22 protein-coding genes and 1 tRNA gene are annotated in these 22806 nt (G+C 65.8%); 2 read left to right on the top strand and 21 right to left on the bottom strand.

Annotation, left to right across the window (positions count from 1 at the left end; all coding sequences use genetic code 11):
* The 13 genes from cysW to AC3G2C_RS11935 all read right to left on the bottom strand — a co-directional run bounded on the left by cysW (position 1) and on the right by AC3G2C_RS11935 (position 12025).
* On the bottom strand, positions 1-861 hold the full coding sequence (cysW, locus tag AC3G2C_RS11875; protein WP_488384818.1) for a sulfate ABC transporter permease subunit CysW: 861 nt from the start codon (positions 859-861) through the stop codon (positions 1-3).
* Positions 858-1691: a sulfate ABC transporter permease subunit CysT gene (gene cysT / locus AC3G2C_RS11880; RefSeq protein WP_488384819.1), complete on the bottom strand. Its 834-nt coding sequence runs from the start codon at positions 1689-1691 to the stop codon at positions 858-860. Before cysT ends, cysW begins: the two co-directional genes overlap by 4 nt.
* Positions 1688-2689, bottom strand: a complete 1002-nt coding sequence (locus tag AC3G2C_RS11885; protein WP_488384820.1) for a sulfate ABC transporter substrate-binding protein — start codon at positions 2687-2689, stop codon at positions 1688-1690. Before AC3G2C_RS11885 ends, cysT begins: the two co-directional genes overlap by 4 nt.
* Positions 2690-2901: 212 nt before the next feature.
* The gene (locus AC3G2C_RS11890; protein WP_488384821.1) at positions 2902-4302 is read right to left on the bottom strand and encodes an FAD/NAD(P)-binding protein; all 1401 of its coding nucleotides are present in this window, start codon (positions 4300-4302) and stop codon (positions 2902-2904) included.
* Positions 4303-4577: 275 nt separating this feature from the next.
* A complete protein-coding gene (hisIE, locus tag AC3G2C_RS11895; protein WP_488384822.1) occupies positions 4578-5210 on the bottom strand; it encodes a bifunctional phosphoribosyl-AMP cyclohydrolase/phosphoribosyl-ATP diphosphatase HisIE in 633 nt (210 codons plus the stop codon).
* Positions 5203-5988 carry an imidazole glycerol phosphate synthase subunit HisF gene (gene hisF / locus AC3G2C_RS11900; RefSeq protein WP_488384823.1) on the bottom strand — a complete coding sequence of 262 codons (786 nt, stop codon included), beginning with the start codon at positions 5986-5988 and terminating at the stop codon, positions 5203-5205. The genes hisIE and hisF overlap by 8 nt, the downstream gene beginning before the upstream one ends.
* Positions 5982-6710 (bottom strand): 1-(5-phosphoribosyl)-5-[(5-phosphoribosylamino)methylideneamino]imidazole-4-carboxamide isomerase, encoded by a 729-nt coding sequence (hisA, locus tag AC3G2C_RS11905; protein WP_488384824.1) that lies wholly within the window; start codon positions 6708-6710, stop codon positions 5982-5984. Before hisA ends, hisF begins: the two co-directional genes overlap by 7 nt.
* Positions 6707-7297: an imidazole glycerol phosphate synthase subunit HisH gene (gene hisH / locus AC3G2C_RS11910; RefSeq protein ID WP_488384825.1), complete on the bottom strand. Its 591-nt coding sequence runs from the start codon at positions 7295-7297 to the stop codon at positions 6707-6709. The genes hisA and hisH overlap by 4 nt, the downstream gene beginning before the upstream one ends.
* Complete coding sequence (hisB, locus tag AC3G2C_RS11915) at positions 7297-8361, bottom strand: bifunctional histidinol-phosphatase/imidazoleglycerol-phosphate dehydratase HisB (protein WP_488384826.1); 1065 nt, start codon at positions 8359-8361, stop codon at positions 7297-7299. Before hisB ends, hisH begins: the two co-directional genes overlap by 1 nt.
* 5 nt (positions 8362-8366) lie before the next feature.
* Positions 8367-9464 (bottom strand): histidinol-phosphate transaminase, encoded by a 1098-nt coding sequence (hisC, locus tag AC3G2C_RS11920; RefSeq protein ID WP_488384827.1) that lies wholly within the window; start codon positions 9462-9464, stop codon positions 8367-8369.
* A complete protein-coding gene (gene hisD, locus AC3G2C_RS11925; RefSeq protein WP_488384828.1) occupies positions 9461-10768 on the bottom strand; it encodes a histidinol dehydrogenase in 1308 nt (435 codons plus the stop codon). The genes hisC and hisD overlap by 4 nt, the downstream gene beginning before the upstream one ends.
* A gap of 28 nt (positions 10769-10796) precedes the next feature.
* Positions 10797-11690 (bottom strand): ATP phosphoribosyltransferase, encoded by an 894-nt coding sequence (gene hisG / locus AC3G2C_RS11930; protein WP_488384829.1) that lies wholly within the window; start codon positions 11688-11690, stop codon positions 10797-10799.
* Positions 11687-12025 (bottom strand): YerC/YecD family TrpR-related protein, encoded by a 339-nt coding sequence (locus AC3G2C_RS11935; protein WP_488384830.1) that lies wholly within the window; start codon positions 12023-12025, stop codon positions 11687-11689. The genes hisG and AC3G2C_RS11935 overlap by 4 nt, the downstream gene beginning before the upstream one ends.
* A gap of 227 nt (positions 12026-12252) precedes the next feature.
* On the opposite strand from AC3G2C_RS11935, the gene AC3G2C_RS11940 reads away from it, so the two are divergent.
* Positions 12253-12681, top strand: coding sequence for a hypothetical protein (locus tag AC3G2C_RS11940; protein ID WP_488384831.1), 429 nt, complete (start codon positions 12253-12255; stop codon positions 12679-12681).
* 185 nt (positions 12682-12866) lie between these two features.
* On the opposite strand, the gene AC3G2C_RS11945 is transcribed toward AC3G2C_RS11940, so the two are convergent.
* Both AC3G2C_RS11945 and hisS read right to left on the bottom strand, forming a co-directional pair.
* Positions 12867-14756 (bottom strand): HAL/PAL/TAL family ammonia-lyase, encoded by a 1890-nt coding sequence (locus tag AC3G2C_RS11945; protein ID WP_488384832.1) that lies wholly within the window; start codon positions 14754-14756, stop codon positions 12867-12869.
* A gap of 97 nt (positions 14757-14853) precedes the next feature.
* Positions 14854-16236 (bottom strand): histidine--tRNA ligase, encoded by a 1383-nt coding sequence (hisS, locus tag AC3G2C_RS11950; RefSeq protein WP_488384833.1) that lies wholly within the window; start codon positions 16234-16236, stop codon positions 14854-14856.
* A 193-nt stretch (positions 16237-16429) separates the two neighbouring features.
* On the opposite strand from hisS, the gene AC3G2C_RS11955 reads away from it, so the two are divergent.
* A tRNA-Pro gene (locus tag AC3G2C_RS11955) sits at positions 16430-16506 on the top strand.
* 63 nt (positions 16507-16569) lie between these two features.
* Here the strand turns inward: AC3G2C_RS11955 and AC3G2C_RS11960 are convergent.
* From AC3G2C_RS11960 to folC, 6 genes are all read right to left on the bottom strand, one after another.
* Positions 16570-17319, bottom strand: a complete 750-nt coding sequence (locus tag AC3G2C_RS11960; RefSeq protein ID WP_488384834.1) for a VOC family protein — start codon at positions 17317-17319, stop codon at positions 16570-16572.
* 76 nt (positions 17320-17395) lie between these two features.
* Entirely contained in the window at positions 17396-18208 is an 813-nt protein-coding gene (locus AC3G2C_RS11965; protein WP_488384835.1) for a ferritin-like domain-containing protein, read from the bottom strand.
* Between the two features lie 57 nt (positions 18209-18265).
* Positions 18266-19741, bottom strand: coding sequence for an amidophosphoribosyltransferase (gene purF, locus AC3G2C_RS11970; RefSeq protein WP_488384836.1), 1476 nt, complete (start codon positions 19739-19741; stop codon positions 18266-18268).
* A 16-nt stretch (positions 19742-19757) separates the two neighbouring features.
* A complete protein-coding gene (locus AC3G2C_RS11975) occupies positions 19758-20363 on the bottom strand; it encodes a CvpA family protein (protein WP_488384837.1) in 606 nt (201 codons plus the stop codon).
* Between the two features lie 23 nt (positions 20364-20386).
* Positions 20387-21439 carry an SPOR domain-containing protein gene (locus AC3G2C_RS11980; RefSeq protein ID WP_488384838.1) on the bottom strand — a complete coding sequence of 351 codons (1053 nt, stop codon included), beginning with the start codon at positions 21437-21439 and terminating at the stop codon, positions 20387-20389.
* 62 nt (positions 21440-21501) lie between these two features.
* Positions 21502-22794, bottom strand: a complete 1293-nt coding sequence (folC, locus tag AC3G2C_RS11985) for a bifunctional tetrahydrofolate synthase/dihydrofolate synthase (protein WP_488384839.1) — start codon at positions 22792-22794, stop codon at positions 21502-21504.
* Positions 22795-22806 lie beyond the last annotated feature (12 nt).

Here is a 22806-nt window from a genome sequence, read left to right on the forward strand (position 1 = left end):
TCAGTGAGCACCCGGTCCGCGCGCGGCCAGCTCATCGCCATACCGCCATTCCAGCAGCGTCTTGATGGCGAGCGTCAGCAGCGCCAGCAAGGCTAATAGCGAGGCCACCGCAAAGGCGCCCACGTAGTCGTATTCGTTGTAGCGCATTTCCACTTCCAGCGGCATGGTGGTGGTCAGCCCGCGGATATGACCGGATACCACGGACACCGCGCCGAATTCGCCCATCGCCCGCGCATTGCACAGCAGCACGCCATACAGCAGTGCCCAGCGAATGTTGGGCAGCGTCACGCGGAAGAACATCTGCCAGCCGCTGGCACCCATCACGCGGGAGGCTTCCTCCTCCTCACTGCCCTGCGCCTGCATGAGCGGGATCAACTCGCGCGCAACGAAGGGCAACGTGATGAAGACGGTAGCGAGCACCAAGCCGGGCACGGCAAAGATCACCTTGACGCCATGTGCATCCAACCATGGCCCGAACCAACCCTGGGCGCCGAACAGCAATACGTAGATCAGGCCAGAGATCACTGGCGACACGGAAAACGGCAAATCGATCAATGCGCCCAGCAACGCCTTGCCGCGAAACTGGAAGCGCGTCATCGCCCATGCGGCGGCCACGCCGAACACCACGTTGAGCGGCACCGCGATGGCGGCCACCAGCAAGGTCAGACGAATCGCCGACAAGGCCTCGGGTTGCTCGATCGCCTGCACGAAGGCCGCCACGCCTTGGTCAAAAGCCTCCACGAACACGGTGGCCAGCGGCAGCACCAGAAACAACAACAGGAAAGCCACCGCCAACAAAATCAGCGCAAAGCGCACTAAGCGGCGCCTCCAACTCAGCGAGCGTCGACGCGGGGCACTCACGAGTTCACCTCCGCCCAGCGCTGGCTCCAGCGCTGCAACACTGCCACCAGGACCAACAACGCGAAGGACAGCAACAACATCGTCGCGCCCAGCGCAGCGGCGCCGGCATAGTCGAACTGCTCCAGCTTTTGCACGATCAACAGCGGCGCGATCTCGGAATGCCCGGGGATATTGCCGGCAATGAAGATCACCGAGCCGTATTCACCCACCGCCCGTGCCAGGGCCAGCGCAAAGCCGGTGAGCAAGGTGGGGGCGAGCAACGGCAGGATCACGCGAAAGAAGCTTTGCCAGCGCCTGGCCCCCAGCGTTTCGGCAGCCTCCTCCACGTCGCGTTCCAAGGTCGCCAGCACCGGCTGCAAGGTGCGCACCACGAATGGAAAACCCACGAACACCATAGCCACGAACACACCCAGCGGCGTGTAGGCGACATGGATGCCCAGCGGCTCCAGCCAGCGCCCGATCCAACCATTGGGTGCGTACAAGGTGGTCAACGCGATGCCCGCCACCGCGGTCGGCAAGGCGAACGGCAGATCCACCAAGGCATCGAGCACACGACGCCCGGGGAAGCGATAGCGCACCAGCACCCACCCCACCAGCAAACCGATTACCGCGTTGACCAGGGCCGCCAGCAACGCGCCACCCAGGCTCAGGCGCAGCGCCGCCAACGTGCGCGGCGCGGAAAGCAAATTCAGCCAACCACTCGCGCCGAGACCGGAGGCCTTCCAAGCCAGCGCCGCCAACGGCAACAACACGATCAGGCCTAGGTACGTCAGCGCATAGCCCAGGCTCAGGCCAAAACCCGGCAGCACACGCTGGCGCCGTGCACTCACCCACCCGCTCCCAACTGGTCGAAGATGGCGCCATCACTGAAGAACTTGGCTTGCGCCTGCTTCCAGCCACCGAACACCTCATCGACGGTGAACGTATGTGTAGCCGGGAACTGCGCAGCGTAACGCGCGGCAACCTCGGACGAACGTGGCCGGTAATAGTTCTTCGCCGCGATCTCCTGCCCCTGCGGCGTATACAGGAATTGCAGATACGCCTGCGCCACTGCGCGCGTGCCATGCTTATCCACGTTGGCGTCCACCACCGCCACCGGCGGCTCGGCCAGAATGGTGACTGACGGCACCACGATCTCGAACTTATCCTTGCCCAGTTGCTCCTTGGCGAGCAGCGCCTCGTTCTCCCAGGCAATAAGCACGTCGCCGATGCCGCGCTGCACGAACGTGTTGGTGGCGCCACGCGCGCCGGTATCCAGCACCGACACATGTTTGTAGAGCGCCTGCACGTAGGCTCTCGCGCTGGCCTCGTTCCCACCGGGCTGCTTGAGCGCGTAGCCCCAGGCCGCCAGGAAATTCCAACGCGCGCCGCCGGATGATTTGGGGTTGGGTGTGACCACCTGGACGCCCGGGCGAATCAGGTCTGCCCAATCCTTGATGCCCTTGGGGTTGCCCTTGCGCACCAGGAACACAATGGTCGAGGTGTATGGTGCCGCACGATCGGGCAGGCGCTGTTGCCAGTCCTTGGCGATCATTCCGCGCTCCGCGATGGCGTCGATATCGTAGGCGAGCGCCAGGGTCACCACATCGGCCGGCAAACCCTCCACCACGGAGCGGGCCTGCTTGCCCGAACCACCGTGAGACATGCGGATCGTGACACTGTCCCCATGCTGTGCCTTCCACTGCGCGGCGAAGGCGCTGTTGACCTGTCGATACAGCTCGCGGGTGGGGTCGTAGGACACGTTCAACAGCGTGACGTCGGCCGCGCTCGCGTGCGCAGCCAGCCATAACCCGGCGGTACCGAAGATGAGGGAAAACCACTTCCGCATGATGCCTCCTGCATTGAAACGAATAACCAGACTATCGGGCAGCCACGACGCCAAGAAATCGTGATATGGCATATCCATATGCTGAAGCCATTGCGCGAGATCAGTGCAGCCTGGTCACTGGATACCCTGCGCACTATCCATGCGGGGTGTCATCGGGCATGTGAAATGTCACGAGTGCGCCGTGCACTTTTGCCGATTCGCGGGGCGCAGGACTAGAGACCGTCGCTGACGGTATCGCGGGCCAATGCCGCTCCTGCGCCGGAAAGCCGCACTGCCAGCCGATGCGCGGCAGCGCGGATTTCCGGCATCGCCGTGCACTCCCACAAATTGCCGCGCAGCAGCGAGCCGATGGCATACAAGCCTGGCAAACGCTCGCCGGTGTCGGTCAGCAATTGACCATCGGCATGAGCGAGTACACCCAGTTGCAGCGGGTCGGCTACCGCCAGGCCATCCTCCAGCAGCCCCGCCAATAGCGCGTGCTGACCATAGGCCACTGCGGTATCCAGCCCCGTGGCTTGAATCACCAGGTCCGCGCCCAGCGTGCTCACAAGCTGGGTTTCGCGCTCGCGCAGCGTCACCTGCAAGGGACCCGCGCCATCCACGGCCAGCACGCGCGCGGCGCGCACGTGTAGCCGCCCTTCTTCCAGTAACTGGTGGATCGCCTGCCCGGACGTGGGCGCCATACGATGCCGCGAGGCTTCCCATACCCAGCGGACATGACGCAGGAACTGGCGCCGGCGCGCGAGCCCCAACCGTTGCCATAGCAAAGCATTCACTGGCCGCATGCCGTCGATGATGACGCGCCAGTCGTGCTCACCTGCATCGTCAAACGCCAGCCTTACACGGCGCACCATGGCAGCAACGCTATCGAGCGCCAGCAAATCGCGGTTCAGTGCCTCCTGTCCCGCATAGCCACCCAAGGGCAACGCCGGATGGGTGAACGGCCACAACCCATGACGTGATACCGCCACCAGCTCAGCGTGCGGCCAGCGTTCGGCAGCCGACAACAGGGTGTCCACAGCGGTGAGCCCCGTGCCGATCACCAGCACGCGACGTGGCGCGCTGGCGTGGTGACCCAACTGCCACGGGTCCAGCGCATACGCTCCGCTTTGGAGCGCTGACGGGGTGACCGTGCGCAACGGTCGCTGCGCCAGCGCACCCACCGCCAGCACCACTTGCGACACGATGAGCTGGCGCCCGCTATCCAGGTGCACCACGTAACCGCCCTCGGCGCGCGACGCCAAACGCAGCGCGCTTTCGGGATAAATGCGAAAGCTGCGGCCGGCGCGGCGCGCGGCATCGATGCGCACGCCAACCTGCGCCTGGATGAAATCGCCAAAGATGCGGCGCGGCAGGAAATCCGTGCCTTTTACCTGTCCCAGCTGTCGTGAAGCATGCTGGATGAAGTCTTCGCCGTGCTCCTGAAAAACGCCCATGCCGGACGCGCGTACGTTGAGCAGGTGGCGATCGTCGCGCGTCGCGTAGGCCACGCCGCGCCCCAACACCTGTGATCCAACGATCCAGTGCACCGTGCCCGCGTCGTAACGCGAAAGCAGCTCACCGAAGGCCGCCGCGCCCGCCGCTCCACCGCCAATCACCGCGATATCACCCATGACTCTTCCCCGGACTGCGAACACGTTTCCCGCGCGACCCACCCAAGGCGGGCCCACGGAGCCTGGCTGCGAAGACATTCAGACGAAAACCAGAATCGCCAAGCCAGCGCATACGGCGCGTAACGACGCGGCACTGCCGCCTGGCGACCCCGAGCACCTCACTGTGCCCGGTGCAGAATCAATCACAGCGGCTGTTAAGGCCATGCTAGCCATCCATCGATGCGAGACCAACGGATATATCCGTTCGGTTATGACGTCACACGAGCGCCATGGATTCAGTGCGCAGCGCGCTCCGCGTGGCGGCCCGCCAGCACGCGGGTCACATCGGCCAAGCCCAGGCCGCGTGCGCGCAAGGTCACCAGCAAGTGGAACATCAAATCGGCTGCCTCGCCCAACAAAGCGTCATCGTCCTGGGCAACGGCGGCCAGCGCGGTTTCCACGCCCTCCTCGCCCACCTTCTGGGCCATGCGGCGGATACCGCCCTCGAACAGCTTGGTGGTGTAGCTGCCCTGCGGGCGCTCACGGTCACGGCGTGCCACCAAGGCATCGAGTTCCGCCAGAAAGCCCAGCGGCGGCACCACGTGCTCGCCAAAGCAACTACTGGTACCTGTGTGACAAGTAGGGCCATGCGGTGCGGCCTGCACCAGCAAAGTATCCGCATCGCAATCCATGCGCAGGGATTTGAGGCTCAGCACGTTGCCGGAGCTTTCACCCTTGGTCCACAGACGCTGCTTGCTGCGGCTGTAGAAGGTGACATGCCCGCTTGCCTGCGTCGCCGCGAGCGCCTCGGCGTTCATGTAGCCGAGCATCAGCACTTCACCGCTGAGCCAGTGCTGCACGATCACCGGCAGCAAGCCATCGCCTTTGGCCCAGTCCAGCGCGTTCGCGTCGATGTTGCGGTCAGTCATGGCCCTTTTCCTGTCGTACGACGACGCCCTGCGTCGCCAGCCAGCGCTTGAGTTCGGGAATGGCGATAGTTCCGGCATGGAACACGCTGGCGGCCAGCGCGCCGTCCACGTCGGCCTGGGCGAATGCCGCCAGGAAGTGCGCCGGAGCACCCGCACCACCGGAAGCGATCAACGGCACCTGGCAGATGGCCCGCACGGCCGCGAGCTGCTCAAGATCATAGCCTTCGCGCACGCCGTCGCTGCCCATGCAGTTGAGCACGATCTCGCCGGCGCCACGCTGCTGCGCCTCGACAATCCAATCGAGCGTACGCCGTGGCAACGCTTGCGTGCGCGAAGGGTCGCCGGTGTATTGGCGCACACGCCACTCGTTGTCGGCATCACGCAAGCTATCCACACCCACCACCACGCACTGCACGCCGAAGGCCGCCGCAAGTTCGTCGATGAGTTCCGGACGCTCCAGCGCGGGCGAGTTCACCGAGATCTTGTCCGCTCCCGCGTGCAGCACCGCGCGGGCATCCTCGACACTGCGAATGCCGCCCGCCACACAGAAGGGAATATCGATAACGCGAGCTACGCGCTCCACCCAGGCGCGATCCACGCTGCGGCCTTCGGGGCTGGCCGTGATGTCGTAGAACACCAATTCGTCGGCGCCTTCGTCGCGGTAACGCAGTGCAAGGTCGACAATTTCGCCCATGACCACGTGGTCGCGAAAGCGCACTCCCTTGACCACCTTGCCCTCGCGTACATCCAGGCAGGGAATGATGCGGCGACTCAGCATGCCAGCGCCTCCGCCAGCGTAAACCGCCCTTCCAGCAACGCGCGACCAAGGATCACGCCCTTGGCGCCCGCCTCGCGCGCCGCACGGATATCCTCGATGGAGCGCACACCACCCGACGCCTGGGTCGCCAGCGCCGGCACGAGTTCGGCCAGATAGCGGTACAGCGACAGGTTGAAACCGGCGAGCATGCCGTCGCGATCGATATCGGTGCACAGGAGGTGCCGCGCGCCACGCGCGGCGTACCAGGGCGCCAGTTCGTCCAACGTACGCGATTCGGTGGCGGTCCAGCCTGCACTGGGCAGGCTCCATGTACCTTCGCGCTGCTGCGTATCGAGGGCAAGGGTGAAACGGTCGGCCCCGTAATGATCGATCCAGCCAGCCACCATTTCCGGTTCGCGGATGGCCAGGCTGCCCAGCACCACGCGCGACACGCCGGTGTTGAACAGGCGCAGCACATCGCGCTCACTGCGCACACCGCCACCAGCCTGAATCTGCATGCCGTCGCTTGCGATGGCCTCGATGACGGCCAGGTTGTCCAAACTGCCCGCACGCGCACCGTCAAGGTCGACCAGGTGCAGCCAGTCAGCACCGGCCTGGGCGTAGTCGCGAGCTAACGCACGGGCGTCGAACGCATAGGTAGTCTGTTGCTCATAGTCGCCCTGTCGAAGCCGCACTACGCGGCCACCTCGCAGGTCGATGGCGGGAATGACTGAGAAGCTCATAGCTCGAGGAAATTCTTCAGAAGGCGCGCGCCGACCTGGGCCGAACGCTCGGGATGAAACTGCATGCCATGGAAGTTGTCGCGAGCGATCACCGCCGCGAACTCTCCGTCGTAGTCGCTGGTCGCCAGGGTGTAGTCACCCGTAGGCACCGCGTAGCTGTGCACAAAGTAGGCCCAGTCCTGGGCGCCAAGCCCCTTCAGCAACGGGTGCGCAACGCGCGCCTGCACCCGGTTCCAGCCCATGTGCGGCACGCGCAGTCCTGGCCGCTCCTGAAAGCGACGCACCGGCGCGGGAATCACCCCCAGGCACGCCGTATCGCCTTCCTCGGAGCGCTCGCACAGCAGCTGCATGCCCAGGCACACGCCAAGCACGGGCTGCGTCAACGAACGCAACAGATCCACCAGCCCCAACTCGCGCAAACGCGCCATGCCAGGGCCCGCCGCGCCCACCCCAGGCAGGATCACCTTGTCCGCCGCGCGGATCGCTGCCGGGTCTGCGGTGAGCGCGGCATCCGTGCCCAGTCGCTGCAGGGCGTAGCGCACGGAACCGATGTTGGTACCGCCGGCATCGACCAGGACCACGCTCATTACAGCGCTCCCTTGGTGCTCGGCAGATCGTCGCCTTCGCGGCGGATCGCCTGCCGCAATGTACGCGCCACCACCTTGAAGCAAGCCTCCACCATGTGATGCGCGTTGTCGCCGCGCACGCTCAGGTGCAGGTTGGCGCCCAGGGTTTCGCAAAGCGAGCGGAAAAAGTGCGGCACCAGTTCGGTGGGAATATCCCCCACCCGCTCACGCGGAAAACTGCCCTCGAACACAAAGTACGGGCGCCCGGAAAGATCCAGCGCTGCGCTGGCTTGCGACTCGTCCATCGGCAGCACGAAGCCGTAGCGGCCAATACCACGCTTGTCGCCCAGCGCTGCGCGCAGCGCCTGGCCCAGCGCCAGTGCGCAATCCTCGATGGTGTGGTGCTCGTCGATGTGGGTATCGCCATCGCAGCGCAGCGCCATCGCGAAGCCGCCGTGCTTGCCGATCTGCTCCAGCATGTGATCGAAAAAGCCCAACCCAGTGTGCACTTGCGGCTCCGCGACCTTGTCGAGGTTCACACTCACCGTAATGCGCGTTTCGCGCGTGTTGCGCTCCACCGTGGCCATGCGCGGCACATCGAGCATCTGGTGGGCGATCTCGGCCCAACTCAGTGCGTGCGAACCCACGCGAAAGCCGCGTACACCCATATTGGCGGCAAACTGCAGATCGGTTTCGCGATCGCCCACCATCGCCGAGGCCGAGCGACTCCAGCCATCGTCCGCCAAGTAGTGGCGCAGCATGCCCACGCCCGGTTTGCGGGTGTCTTTGCGCTCGTGCAGGAAGCTGCGATCGATCAGCGTTTCTTTCACCGGAATGCCCTGCGAGCTGAGGATGCGCATCAGCAGTTCGTGCGGGCCGACAAAGTCGTGTTCGGGAAAGCTGTCCGTGCCCAGACCATCCTGGTTGGTCACCATGACCAGGTCATAGCCGGCGGCCACGAAACGCTGCAGCGCGGCGATCACGCCCGGCAGCAGGGCGAACTTTTCGTAGCTGTCGATCTGGAAATCTTCCGGCTCCTCGATGAGGCAGCCGTCGCGGTCGATAAAGAGGATCTTGCGGGTCATGTGAGTTACCTTGATGCCGATCCGTCGACCAAGCCCCGGCTATCCATGGCCAGTTCGTTCAGGACAGCCAGTACGCGCGCATTCTCGGCGGGCGTACCGATGGTGACGCGCAACGCGTCACCGAGCTGGGGATAACGGCGTACGTCGCGCACCACGATGCCGGCGTCGAGCAAACGCTGGTAGGCCGTGGCGGCGTCGTCAAAACGCACGGCCAGGAAATTGGCCTGGGAAGGCAGCACCGCGCGCACGCCCGGCAACGCGGCCAATGCGTTGGCCATGCGGGCACGTTCGGCACGCACGGTGGCCAGGTGCGCGCCCGCCTCGGCCTGCCCTGCAGGCGAAAGGGCCTCCAGCGCCAGCGCCACACAGGGCCGCGGCAACGGGTAAGGCGCCATGATGCGGCGGAGCAAGCCAATGATCTCCTCGTTGGCGAGCAGGCTGCCAATACGCGCACCCGCCAAGGCCCAGGCCTTGGACAAGGTGCGCAACACCGCCAGATTCTCGTAGCGATCGATCAACGTGGCGACGCTGGCCGCATCGGCGAACTCGATATAGGCCTCGTCCACCACCAACAACGCCCGGCCTGCCAAGGCGGCCGCAAGCTGCTCCACGGCCTCACGGCTCACGAGTCGCCCGGTGGGGTTGTTCGGCGTGCAGACAAACACCAGCTTGACCGCCGGTGTAAGCGCAGCCAGCACGGCATCCACGTCGAGGCTAAAGTCCGCCGCCAGCGGCACCTCCACCAGCGCCGCGTTCTGCACGCGCGCGCATACGGCATACATGCCGAAGGTGGGTGGCTGAATGGCAATGGCGTCTTCGCCGGCGCGGCAGAACGCCCGTATCAGCAGATCGATGGCCTCATCGCTGCCGCGCCCGACCAGTATCTGACTGGCGCGTACGCCGTAAAGCGCCGCCAGCGTCTCCAGCAGTTCGCGCGGCTGCGGGTCGGGATAGCGGTTGCATGCAAGCGCATGATCACCCGGGGGAGCCCAGGCCGATTCGTTGGCGTTGAGCATGGTCTGGCCGCCGCTGGCCTCCATGCGCGCGGAGGAATACGGCTGCATGGCGCGGATTTCCGGGCGCGCGAGTTCGAGCACGCTCATGCCGCGGCCTCCAGCGCTGCCAGGCGCAGCGTCACGGCACGACGGTGAGCTTCCAATTGCTCGGCGGCGGCTAGCGTCGCTGTGCACGGCCCGATGGCGCGAAGCCCGTCCTCGCTCAGCTCCTGTACGGTGATCTGCTTCTGGAAGCTCGCCACCGATACGCCGCTGTAGCTGCGCGCGTAGCCGTAGGTGGGCAACACGTGGTTGCTGCCGCTGCAATAGTCGCCCACGGATTCAGGCGTCCAGGCGCCGAGAAACACGGAACCGGCGCTTTCGATCTGCCCGAGCAACTCACGCGGTGCTTCCACCTGCATGATCAAGTGCTCCGGCGCATAGCGGTTGCTCACATCCACCGCCTGCGCCAGCGACGACACGGCGATCAGTCGACTCTGCGACAGCGCCTGTGCGGCGATCTGCGCGCGCGGCAGCGCGGCGCATTGGCGAGCCACCTCCTGTTCTACCGCATCGAGCAGGCCGGCCGAGGGGCTCAGCAGGATCACTTGGGAATCCGGGCCGTGCTCGGCTTGCGACAACAGGTCGGCCGCCACGAAGACCGGGTTGGCGTGCTCGTCGGCAATCACCAGCACTTCCGACGGACCCGCCGGCATGTCGATGGCCGCGCCGTCCGGGTCGGCGGACACCTGCAGCTTCGCCTCGGTGACCCAGGCATTACCCGGCCCGAACAACTTGTCGCACTTGGGCACCGACTCGGTGCCATAGGCCATGGCGGCAATGGCCTGCGCACCACCCAGCTTGAATACACGGTGCACGCCGGTGACGCGCGCGGCATACAGCACGGCCTCGTCGCAGCGACCATCAGCCCGCGCGGGCGAACACAGCACCACCTCCGCGCAGCCTGCAATGCGCGCGGGCACGCCGAGCATCAATGCCGTGGACGGCAACGGAGCGCTGCCAGCGGGCACGTACAAGCCAACGCGCTGCACGGGGCGCAACATGCGCTCCACTCGCACGCCTTCGGCGGTATCCAGCGACACCGTTTGCGGCGCCGCGGCGCGATGAAATGCCTCGATGCGTTCAGCGGCCTCGTGAATAGCCGCCTTGAGCACGGGATCGAGGGCGTCCTCGGCCTCCACGAACTCACGCTCGCTCACCTCGATGACATCCAGCGCGCAGCGATCGAAGCGAGCACTCAGCTCGCGCAATGCCGCGTCTCCATCAGCGCGCACGCGTGCCACGATCTGCTCCACGCCGTTGCGCAGGCTATCGGCGCGCGATTGCGCGGGGCGCGCCAGCGCGGCGCGCCGGCCCTTGTTGTCGAGTGCATTCCAGTCGAGGCGGTTCATAGCGTTCTACCCTTCTGTGCCGCCTGCATCAGGCAAGCATCTTTTCGACCGGAAGCACGAACATTTCGCGCGCACCGGCTTTCTTGATCTCTTCCAGCTGTCGCCAGCTGACTTCGCCCGCGCATAGCGCCTGCAGCATCAGTTGGTCGGGCTGGCCCGCCACTGGCAAAAGCGTGGGTTGCGGGCCGCCGGGCAGCAGGCGAATCACGGCATCCAGTGCGTGGCGGGAGGTTTGCAACAGCAGCAGGCGCGATTCACGCACCTGGATCACGCCATCCAGACGCTTGAGCAACAGATCGATCATGTCGCCACGCTCGTCGGTGGGCAGCGCCTTGGGACCGGCCAGCACCGCCTCGCTTTCCAACAGCACTTCGGCTTCGCGCAGCTGGTTGGCGACCAGGGTGCCGCCGCTCTGCACGAGATCGCAGATGGCATCGGCCGTGCCCAGGCGCGGGGCGATCTCCACCGAACCCGCCAGCGTCACCACACCGGCGTTGATGTCGCGTTCGCGCAGCCACTGGCCGAGCAAGCCCGGGTAAGAGGTCGCAATACGCTGCCCCTGGAGCTGGGTCGGGTCGCGGTAGTCGAGCTCCTGCGGCACGGCGATCGACAAGCGACAGCGACCAAATCCCAGCGACCGCCATTCGGACAGTTCGGTGGCTTCGCGTCCGTCGGTGAGCTGGTATTCGCTGAGCACGTTGCGGCCCACGATGCCAAGATCGCACACGCCCTGCGCGATCAAGCCGGGAATGTCGTCATCGCGTACCAGCAGCAAATCCACCGGCTCGCCTTCGCCAAAGCAGAACAGCTTGTCGCGGCTCTGCCGAAAGGTGAGCCCGCAACGGTTGAGCAGATCGAGTGCCGGCTCGGTCAAGCGGCCGGACTTCTGCATCGCAATGCGCAAACGGTCGCGCGTTTTCATGCCTTTACCTTCTTGCTGCTGGCCGCCCGTCGACGCGCGGCTCGGGCAGCCGCGGCGAGATAACCGCCGCTGCCCTGATTGATGTAGCGAGCAACGCGCCCGATGGTGGTGATGCTCACGGCGGTACGCTCGTGAATCTCCCGATAGGAGACGCCCTCCAACAAGTAAGGCACCACGCGCCAGCGATCCACCATGACCTCCAGCTCGGCCGGGGTACACAGGTCATGCAGGAAGGCGGACATCTCCTCCACTGTCTTGAGGGAAAGCAGCGCCTCGCAAAGGCTCTGCTCGGCGGAGGCGGCCGGGGTTTCGGGATCGATCGAACGTCGCTTCATAATGTACTAACGCGTTAATACAGTGGAGCGCATCATACGGCAGCTGACGCAACGCAGCAAGCACAGCCCCAAACCGGGGCGGGCGGCGATTCAGCGTGCGGCGTATGGCTTTTGGCCGCCCCGCCTGACCTCGCCTGCGCGACTATTTCTTGCGAGAATCTCCAAAGCCGACGGACGTTGGCGCCGGGGAACACCGTAAGAAGTCTCAGCCGCCAGGGAGCTTCGTCATGGGTCTTCTGCAAGTCAGGAACGCCAAACCGCAGCGCGAACAAGCCATGGCCGCCATCGAGCGGCTGCTGACCCTGCAGGCTGACCACGGACTGCTGGCCGACCCTCCCCGCCTGCTGGCCGAACGCATGATTTCTCGGGCGTGGGCGCAGAAAAGCGCGCTCTTGGACGGCACAGCAGGCGAAGCTCCGCACAAACTGGCGATTGCCGCCGTGGCGCTCGCAGTGGGTGTACAGCATGCCACCGAGGACGGCGACGGCGCCCTCCAGGGCAACTACCTGCTGGCCCTTGGGCATATTCTGGACGAAGCAGCCCAGCCCGAAAGCCGAGAGCATTTCCACGAGACCGATCTGAGTCTCCTGGATCTGGCAGCCGCCGCCTTCACCCTCTGCCCTGCCGGGCTCAAGGACGCCACGCAGCTCGATTGAGTGCGTGCGTTATTTGGGGCCCGTTCACCATCTTCGCGTGGCCCGCGCCGGGAGCGGTTTGCGCGCAAACCAGGGAAGAAGGAGCCGTGCACGCCCGTACACCACCGAGAGCGCCGAGGGCTACGTGGAGATAGTGAACAGGCTCTTAGAAAAAGGGCCGCTTACGCGGCCCTTTTTGCTTCATGTCAGGCGAATACCCGCTGGCGCACCAGCTCGCACACGGTGCGCACATCACCATCCATGGCGCGATCGCGCGACATGAAGCCAATGTGCTGACGGAGTGCATCGTGGGCCTTGCGCACAGCCGCACCGGCGTGGAAGTCGCCGACATTCGCCAGGGCCGAGGTGAGCTGCTGCACCTCTTCGGCGAACTGCCCGTAATGCGGGTGCCCCTCGCGCGGCGCATTGGCCACCTTGCTGGCCAGCGCCTGCCAGTCGCCGCGTGCGGCCAAACGACACGCCGCATTGAGCATGGCCTGACGGAAGTCCAGCGCCTGCGCGGCGGTGTACAGCTCCAGCGCCAGCACATGACCGAGGTCTTCCATCATCTCTAGCACATGGCGCGCCTCGTTGGCGCCCATGGAGACGTGGTCTTCCGCATTGGCGCTGGTGGGCACCGAATACACGCTGGCCGGATGCGCGCGTGTGGCGAGGTCGTTGACCAGCGCCGCCGCCGTGTACTGCACGATCATGAAGCCCGAGTCGGTACCGTCTTCATTGCCGGTAAGGAAAGCCGGCAAGCCGTCATTGGTGGCTGGGTCGACCAGCTTGTTGAGGCGACGCTCGGAGATGGAGGCGAGCACCGGAATGGCCGCCTTCACGTAGCTCATCGCCAGCGCCAACGGCATGCCGTGGAAGTGACCCGCGGAGATCACCTGCTCTTCGATGAATTGGGCGTTTTCCGCGTCCGGGAAGATCAGCGGGTTATCGGTGACCGCATTCAACTCGATGTCGATGACGCGGCACGCCTGCGCCCAGGCATCACGCACGGCGCCATGCACCTGCGGCATGCAACGCAGGCAGTAGGCGTCCTGCGGCTGGTGTTTCTTGCCGCCCTTGAACGGCAGGAAGCGCGCGTAGAACGCCTCGCGACCGTGACGCTGGTTGGCCGGCACCCAGTCCCAGCCAATATCGAAGGTAAGCGCCTGGTCGGCCGGATCGGCCCAGGCTTCCGCCGTCCACTGCTTGAAGCGCGGCACCAGGTGATAGGGAATGTCGACCAGAGTGCTGCCTTCCAGCAGACCGCGCACGCGTTCGGCGGTTTCCACCTGCCCCGGATGCGGGCGCAGCGCATGCACCTCGGGGCGCAGCGCGCCACTGCGGCCAGCGAATGCATCCAGCGTCATGGCAGCAGCCAGGTCGGCCAGCTCCAGCGCGTGCTCCAGATCGTCCAGCGCGAGCGTGGCGGTGGCCAGCATCTGCGCGGTGCCGTTGTTCAGCGCCAGACCTTCCTTGAAGGAGAGTCGGATGGGCGCAAGGCCCGCGCGCTTGAGCGCTTCGCTACCCGACAAACGCTCGCCCTGGTAGAACGCTTCGCCACCACCCAGCAACACGATGGCCAGATGCGACAGCGGTGCAAGATCGCCACTGGCGCCGACCGAACCCTTCTCCGGCACCACCGGCACCACGCCGGCATTGAGCATGGCGGTGAGCGCCTTGAGCGTCTCCACACGAATGCCCGAGTGGCCACGCATGAGGGTGTTGATACGGATCACCAGCATCGCGCGCACCACATCGGCAGCGAACGGCTTGCCCACGCATACGGCGTGGGTGGTGATGAGGTTGTGCTGAAGTTCTTCCAGTAGCGTGCCTTCCGGCTTGTCCGGGTTGCCGCCCGGCAGCTCGTCGCGCAGGCGATGCGCGCCCAGCAGCTTGTCGGCATTGCTGCCGAAGCCGGTGGTGACGCCGTAGGTCGGCTCACCGCAACTCACCTTGTCGGCGAGGAAATCGGCGGCGCGCTGCACGCGCTCCAGTTGCGCGTTATCCAGCTCCACGCGCAATCCCTGACGCGCCACCGCCACCAGCTGCTCGCGGGTGAGGCTGTTGCCGTCCAGGAGAATGGTCTTTGCCGTCATGCTTCACTCCAGCCCGGACGGGCTTTGCTTGGGTTGTATGGAAAAGACGCCATTGCACCGCCGCGCCATGAAAGGGGCTGCGGCGTGCAAGGTCAAATCAGCGGCCGACTTCGGCCTGGGCCAGCTCCACGCGCAGCGTCTTGATCAGCTCCGTGCGCGCCACTTCGAACTGGTCTTCGCGGCGAAGATCCTTCACCGTGACCACGCCCTTGGCGATCTCGTCCTCGCCCAGCACCACCACGAAACGGATGCCGGCGCGGTCCGCGTACTTGAACTGCTTGCCCAGCTTGCCGCCATCGAGCACCACCTCAGTGGCGATGCCCGCGCCGCGCAATTCACTGGCCAGCGCGAGATACGACGACATGTGCGCCACATCCATCTGCGTCACCAGCACGTCGACCGTGCTCTTGCCGGTATCGAGCAGGCCCGCATCGCGGAGCTGCCAATACAGGCGGGTGAGGCCAATGGAGATGCCTACGCCCGGCAGCTTGGACTTGGTGTACTGACCGGCGAGGTTCTCGTAGCGGCCACCCGAGCAGATCGAACCGATCTGCGGGTAATCGTTGAGCGTGGTTTCGTAGACGGTGCCGGTGTAGTAATCCAGGCCGCGTGCGATGGAGAAGTTCAGCACGTAGTGCGACTCGGGCACACCGAAGTCGCGAATGAGTCCCAGCACTTCTTTGAGCTCGGCGCGCCCCTGCTCCAGTGCTTCCGGCCCCGGGCCCAACGCATCGAGCTTGTCGAACGCATCCTGCAGCGAGGTGGAGCGCACCTGCGAGAAATCGAGGATCTTCTGCGCGGTCTCGGCGCTGAGGCCAAACTGCTCGCCGGTGAGCGTGTCGCGCAGGTAATCCGCGCCGCGCTTGTCCAGCTTGTCCACTTCGCGCAGCACCAGCGTCTGCTGCTCGCCGTCGACGATGCCCAGGCTTTCGTAGAAACCGCGGATCAGCTTGCGGTTGTTGAGCTGGATGGTGAACGCGCCGATGTTCAGCTCGCGGAACACGCTGTAGATCACCGCCGGCAGCTCGGCGTCATAGCGCACCGACAGGCTGTCCTTGCCGATCACGTCGATGTCGCACTGGTAGAACTCGCGGAAGCGGCCGCGCTGGGCACGCTCACCGCGATACACGCGCTGCATCTGGTAGCGGCGGAACGGGAACGACAGATCGTGCTCGTGCTCGGCCACGTAACGGGCGAGCGGCACGGTCAGGTCGAAGCGCAGGGCCAGCTCCGGCACGCCGTCGCCCTTGTCGGCATTGAGCGTGCCGGTGGACTGCACGAAGTACACCTGGCGCTCGGTTTCGCCGCCGGTCTTGGTAAGCAGCACGTCGGAGTATTCGATGACCGGCGTTTCCACCGGCAGGAAACCAAAGCGCTCGTAGTTGCGGCGGATCACATCAAGCATGCGCTGGAAAGCGATCTGGTCGAGCGGCAGCAGCTCGAGCACGCCGGGCATGGTGCGGGCCGGGGTAAGCGCCATGAAATCCTCTGCTATTTCGATGATGTAGAACGTCGGCCAATCGCGCTGCTGCGCGGCCTCCGACGGAGCCGTATAGGGTAGCAGAAGGCCGCCCGGGCCCCGAGTCGCATCGCGCGCGAAACGGCTTTGTGAAATTATTTTTGACAGACCTGTTGCCAAGCCCCGGCCCGGTCATTAAGATACGCGGCTCCCACGGGGTGTAGCTCAGCCTGGTAGAGCGCTACGTTCGGGACGTAGAAGTCGCATGTTCGAATCATGTCACCCCGACCAAATTCGATGAAAAAGCCGGCCTAGCGCCGGCTTTTTTATTGCCTGCGACGCACGTGCTTCGCGCTACTGCTTTTCCGGCAGGAACACCGCCAGCAACGCACCCTGCGGGTCCCGCAGCACGGCATAGCGGCCGATGCCGGGAATGTCCTCCGGCGCCGTGGTCACTTCCGCACCCAGCGCTTCCGCCTTCGCCGCCGTGGCGTCGACGTTTTCCACCAGCACGTAAGGCAGCCACAACGACGGCCCCGCGCCACCCGGGTTGCGCACTAGGCCGCCACGCGCAACGTCGTTGGACTTGAGCACGTAATAAGTCTCCTCACCGGCCGGCATGGTGTCGTGACTCAGACCGAACATCGATTCGTAAAAGGCCAACGCAGCCTGGTCATCGGTGGCGTGCAATTCGTGCCAGCACCAGTGGCCGTTGGGCACGGCGCTGTCCGGCATATCGTCGTTCGCGCCACGCCAGATCGAGAACATGGCGCCGACCGGATCGAGCATGCTGGCGCCCCGCCCCACCGGCGAAAAGTCGCGTGGCGGCATACAGGGCGACGCGCCAGCCACCAGCGCCATGGCGTAGGTTTCATCGACATCCGCCACACTGAGATAGATGCCCCAGTTGCCGGGCTCGCCTGGCTGGGCGCGCCGGTAGCCGCCCATGCCCATGCCGGCATTCATGATGACCTGATAGGACTCGTCCGCCACGTCCATCAGCGAGACGTCCCATCCGAACAAAGAACCGTAGAATCGACTGGCCGCCGCCGTGTCGGCACTGGCGTGTTCCACCCATACGAGCTTTCCGGGCAGGACGGTCATGATGGCGCCTCCGTGGGAAAGGGCCCAAGGCTACGCGCCAAGACATGACGACGAAGTCGTCGCGCCCAAACGCGGATCAGCTTTGCAGCGCCAGCTCGGTGAGGCGGTCGAGTTCTTCGTGGTCGAAACCGGCCTGCAGGCGTGCCGGCCGATTGAAGGGCCCACGCAGATTGCGCCCCATGTAGTCGCGCAGAAGGTCGAGGAAGGTGTCGCGCGGGTCGATGCCATCGCGCTCGCAGCAATGCCGGAACCAGCGCGTGCCCGCCGCGACGTGCGCCACTTCCTCGCGCAGGATCACCTGCAGGATCGCCACCGTGCGTTCGTCGCCCACCGATTGCAGACGCTCGATCATGCCAGGCGTCACGTCCAGCCCGCGCGCCTCCAGCACTCGCGGTACCAGCGCCATGCGCGCGGTGTCGTGGTGGGCGGTTTTCTCGGCCATTTCCCATAGGCCGTTGTGCGCGTCGAAATCGCCATAGGCATGACCCAGCTCGGCGAGGCGCTCGCTCAACATGGCGAAGTGGCGCGCCTCGTCGTGCGCGCAACTGGCCCAGTCGCGGTAGTAATCCAATGGCTTGCCACGGAAGCGGTACACCGCATCCCAGGCCAGGTTGATCGCGTTGAACTCGATATGCGCCACCGCGTGCACCAGCGCGGCACGCCCCTCGGGTGTACCCAGGCCGCGATGCGGCACTTGCCGCTGCGGCACCAGCGCCGGGCGCTCGGGTCGCCCCGGCGCCCCGATGGGTTCGGGTGATGGCGCGTGCTCGTCGGGCCGCAGTTCACCTGCCAGGAATGCCTGCCAGGTGTCATGTGTCAGGCGCAGCTTGTCTGCCGGATCGGTGGCGTCGAGGCAACGCTTGGCGGCCGCATGAAGGTCGTGGGTCATGGGAAACGTGCTGCCCGGCTGTCCGCGCCCCGTGCTGGTCAGGGCGCGGATGCGGCGTTACGCGCTGCGGCGCGCCGCCTTGGCGTCATCCGAGCGCAGCATTTCGATCTGCTCGAGGTAATGCTTTTCCAGGCCCGTGACGTACTCGCCGGAGAAGCACGAGGTGTCGAACTGCTTGAGCGCCTCGTTGCCATCCTGCACTGCCCACACCAGATCAGGGAGATCCTGGTAAATCAGCCAATCGGCGCCGAGCACTTGCTCCACTTCCTTCTCGGTATGGCCAGCGGCGACCAACTCGGACGCGGCCGGCATGTCGATGCCGTACACGTTCGGGTAGCGCACCGGCGGCGCGGCCGAGGCGAAGAACACGTTCTTGGCACCGGCGTCGCGCGCCATCTGGATGATCTGACGCGAAGTGGTGCCACGCACGATGGAGTCGTCCACCAGCAGCACGTTCTTCTTGCGGAACTCCAGCTCCACCGGATTGAGCTTGCGGCGCACCGATTTCACGCGCTCGCCCTGCCCCGGCATGATGAAGGTACGGCCGATGTAGCGATTCTTGACGAAGCCCTCGCGGAACGGCACACCCAGCGCCTCGGCCAGCGCGGAGGCGGCGGTGCGCGCGGTATCGGGAATGGGAATGACCGCATCGATACCGTGATCCGGGCGCTCGCGCAGGATTTTCTCGGCCAGCTTCTGGCCCATGCGCAGACGCGCCTTGTACACGGACACGTTCTCGATCATCGAGTCCGGGCGCGCGAGGTACACGTATTCGAAGATGCACGGCGCATGGGTCGCGCCGTCGGCGCAGTGACGCGTGTGCAACTGGCCGTCGTTGGTGATGAACACGGCCTCGCCCGGCGCCACGTCACGCAGGCGCTTGAAGCCCAGGATATCCAGCGCCACCGACTCGGATGCCACCGCGTACTCGCGGCCCTCGGCGGTGACGCGCTCGCCCAGCACCAGCGGACGGATACCATGCGGGTCGCGGAAGGCCAGCAAGCCATAACCCAGCACCAGCGCCAGGCACGCGTAGCCGCCGCGCGCACGCTGGTGCACGCCGGCCACGGCCTTGAAGATGTGGTCCGGGGTGAGCGCCATGCGATCCTGAATCTGCAGCTCGTGCGCCAGCACGTTCAGCAGTACCTCGGAATCCGAATCGGTGTTGATGTGGCGCCGATCGTCCTCGAACATCTCCCGGCGCAAGGTTTCGGTATTCACCAGGTTGCCGTTATGGGCAAAGGCGATGCCGTAGGGCGAGTTCACATAGAACGGCTGCGCCTCGGCCGAGCCCTCGGAGCCCGCCGTGGGGTAACGGCAATGACCGATGCCCACGTTGCCGCGCAGGCCGCTCATGGCGCTCTGGCCGAACACGTCGCGCACCAGGCCGTTGCCCTTGTGCAGACGCAGTCGCGCGCCGTCCACCGTGGCAATGCCGGCAGCGTCCTGGCCGCGGTGCTGCAACACGGTCAAACCGTCATAGAGTGACGCGGCGACCTCACTGGTGCCGACGATGCCGATGATTCCGCACATGGTTGAAAGCCTGTATTTAGAAAGTCGTCGCCGGAGCAGCCGTGGAAGCGGCTGCAGGATGGGTTCTGTGCTCGGGCGTGGGCGTCACACCCGGCACAGCCGCCGGCATGGCGGGAAGATGGTCCAATAGCGCTGGCGGGTTGAGGTAATGCCGGACATTTTCCGGCACCCGCTCACCCAGCCACGCAGCCACTCCCTTGAACTGCGGCAATAACGCCGACTCCTGCCACCAGGGGTCGCGTGAGAACGCGGTAAACCCCAGCAGGAACACTCCGAGCGTCACCAGCAACACGCCACGGGCAAAACCAAACACCATACCCAGCAGGCGGTCGGTACCGGACAACCCAGTGCCTTCCACCAGCCGGCTCACCAGAAAACGCAACAGCGCACCGGCAATCAGCACCGCCAGGAAGCAGATGCCGTAGCCCACCAGAATCCGCGCCGACGGCAGCTGGATGCTGTGCTCGAAATGCGCCGCCACGTCCGGACCGAACGTCCAGGCTACCCAGAACGCCGCCGCCCATACCGCCAGGGCCAGCACCTCGGAAATGAGGCCTCGCCACAGGCCAATCAAGACGGAGACAGCCAGGACAGCGAGGATGATGTAGTCGGCCCAATTCATCGCGTCACCGTCTCAGCGCTGGCTTAGGGGGCCGTGACGACGTTGCCGTCGACACCCAGCTTGGCCTTGATCTGGTCGCGGATGCGCACCGCGTCCGCGCGCTGCGTCTGCGGGCCGGCACGCACGCGCCAAAGCTGCTTGCCGTTGGCGTTCACCGTATCCACGTAACCGTCGAAGCCGTTGGCGCGCAGCTTGTCGCGCAGGGCATTGGCATCGGCCTGGGCGCCCATGGCCGCCACCTGCACCGCCCAGCCGCCGGCACGAGAGGGGCTGGCGGCCGCTGCCGTGGCCGCCGGCTTGCTGGCCGGCATATCGTCCTGGGTGGGCGTGCTGGCGCTGCCTTCAAGGCGAGCGGGTGCCCCCGGGATGCTCTGGGTGATCTTCAGGCGAGCCGCCTCGGCCGCTGCGCGCGACTCGAATGGGCCGGCGGTGACCAAGGTGAGTTCCTTGCCGCCCTGGTTGATGCTGCGGCCGGACACCGGATAGCCCAGCGCGCGTACGCGCTGAATCAGGCTCTGCGCACTGCTGCTAGACGCATAGGCACTGAGATTGAGCGAAAACTGGCCGTGCGCTGCGGTCGCCGGAGGGGCGGCCGGCACCGCGACGGGCGCGGAGGGCCCGGCGGAGGGCTTGCTCGCCGCGGCGGCAGCAGCGGCAGCCGCGGCACTTGCCTTGGTCTGCGCCGGGATCACCGGCTGAGAGGCGCTGGAGCCCGGACGGGTCACCGTGGTCGGCTCCGGCGCCCGGCCGGCGGTGGGATCAGTCTCGACATCCTTGGGACGATTGGAGCCGATGTTCACGGTCGCCAGTTGGTCCGAGCCTACTGTGTTGGTCACGGGTGCGACGGCGGGGGCCGGTACGGCCGGCTTGGGCGCCGGTGCGGCGCTGGAGCTGGAAACCGCGCCATTGGTCAGGCTCATGGTCTTGGTTTGCAGGTCGCGATCCGGCGCCGGCGGAATGGCCAGGCTCACCGATTCGTCACCGCTGGTGGTCGGCGGACTGCTGGAGAAGAACATCGGCACAATCAGCACAAGCAGCGCGATGATTACGGCAGCTCCCAGCAGACGTGTTTTCAAGACAGGCTCCAAGCGGCAGGGGGGTGCGAGAACTTGGCGATTATAACCGGCCCGGTCGCCGCTCAGGCCCCATGACCGGCATTCGATTCAGCCAATACGGCCGCCGCCACGAAAAAGGAGCCAAATGCGAGCACGCAATCGCCCGGCTGCGCAGCCTGGCGCGCGGCATGAAGCGCCGCCTGCACGCTGTCGTGCGTGTCGAACACCGCCTGTGGCAACGCCTGCACCAACTGCGCGGCCAGCTGAGGGGCCGACAGGCCGCGCGGTGTATCACGCTCCAGCCCGGCCAGGTGCCATTGATCGATACGCTGGCCCAGCGCACGAATCACGCCCACTACATCTTTGTCCGCCAGGGCGCCGTACACGGCATGCACGCGCCCACCGGATCGCCCGTCCAGCCACTCGGCCAGCGCCCGGGCGGCCTGGGGGTTGTGCCCCACGTCCACCATGAGCACCGGGTCGCCGCCCAGCGACTGCAAGCGCGCACTCACCCGCGCCACACCGATGCCCGCTGCGGCAGCCTCCGCAACGTCGGCCGCCGCCCATGGCACATCCAGCCCGGCTAGGGCATGCAGCGCCGCCAGCGCACTGGCGGCGTTGGCGTATTGCACAGGGGCCGCCAGGATCGGGTCGGGCAGCGTCAGTTCCGTTCCGTCGCGGTGAACCCAGCGCCACCCTGACGCCAGCCGCTCCACCCGGAAATCCTCGCCCGCCCGCTGCACCCGAGCGCCTATGCGCTGCAACGCTTGCAACAAGCCTGCAGGCGGGTCGAGCTCGCCCACCACCGCGGGCCGCCCTGCCCGCGCAATGCCCGCCTTCTCGACGCCAATGCTGTCGCGATCAGGGCCCAGCCAATCCATATGGTCCAGATCCACCGTCGTGATCACGGCCACGTCGGCATCCACCAGATTCACCGCGTCCAGGCGGCCGCCCAAGCCTACTTCGAGCACGGCCACATCCAGGTTGGCGCGGGCAAACAGATCCAACGCCGCCAGCGTGCCGAACTCAAAATAGGTGAGCGGTATCTCGCCGCGCGCCACCTCGATGCGCTCAAAGCTCGCGACCAGCGCCGCGTCGTCGGCGTCCGCGCCGTCGATGCGCACACGCTCGCGGTAATGCAGCAGGTGCGGCGAGGTATAGCAGCCCACGCGTTGACCGCCGGCACGCAGAATCGCCTCCAGCATGGCCACGGTGGAGCCCTTGCCATTGGTGCCGCCCACGGTGATCACGCGCCGCGCCGGCGCTGGCGCACCCATGCGCTGCCACACCGCACGCACGCGATCGAGCCCCAGCTCGATGCTGCGCACATTCACGTGCTCCTGATAAGCCAGCCATTCGTCGAGCGTGCGGGTCATGCGATGTGCCAT

Source organism: Frateuria sp. sgz306004 (assembly GCF_057750885.1).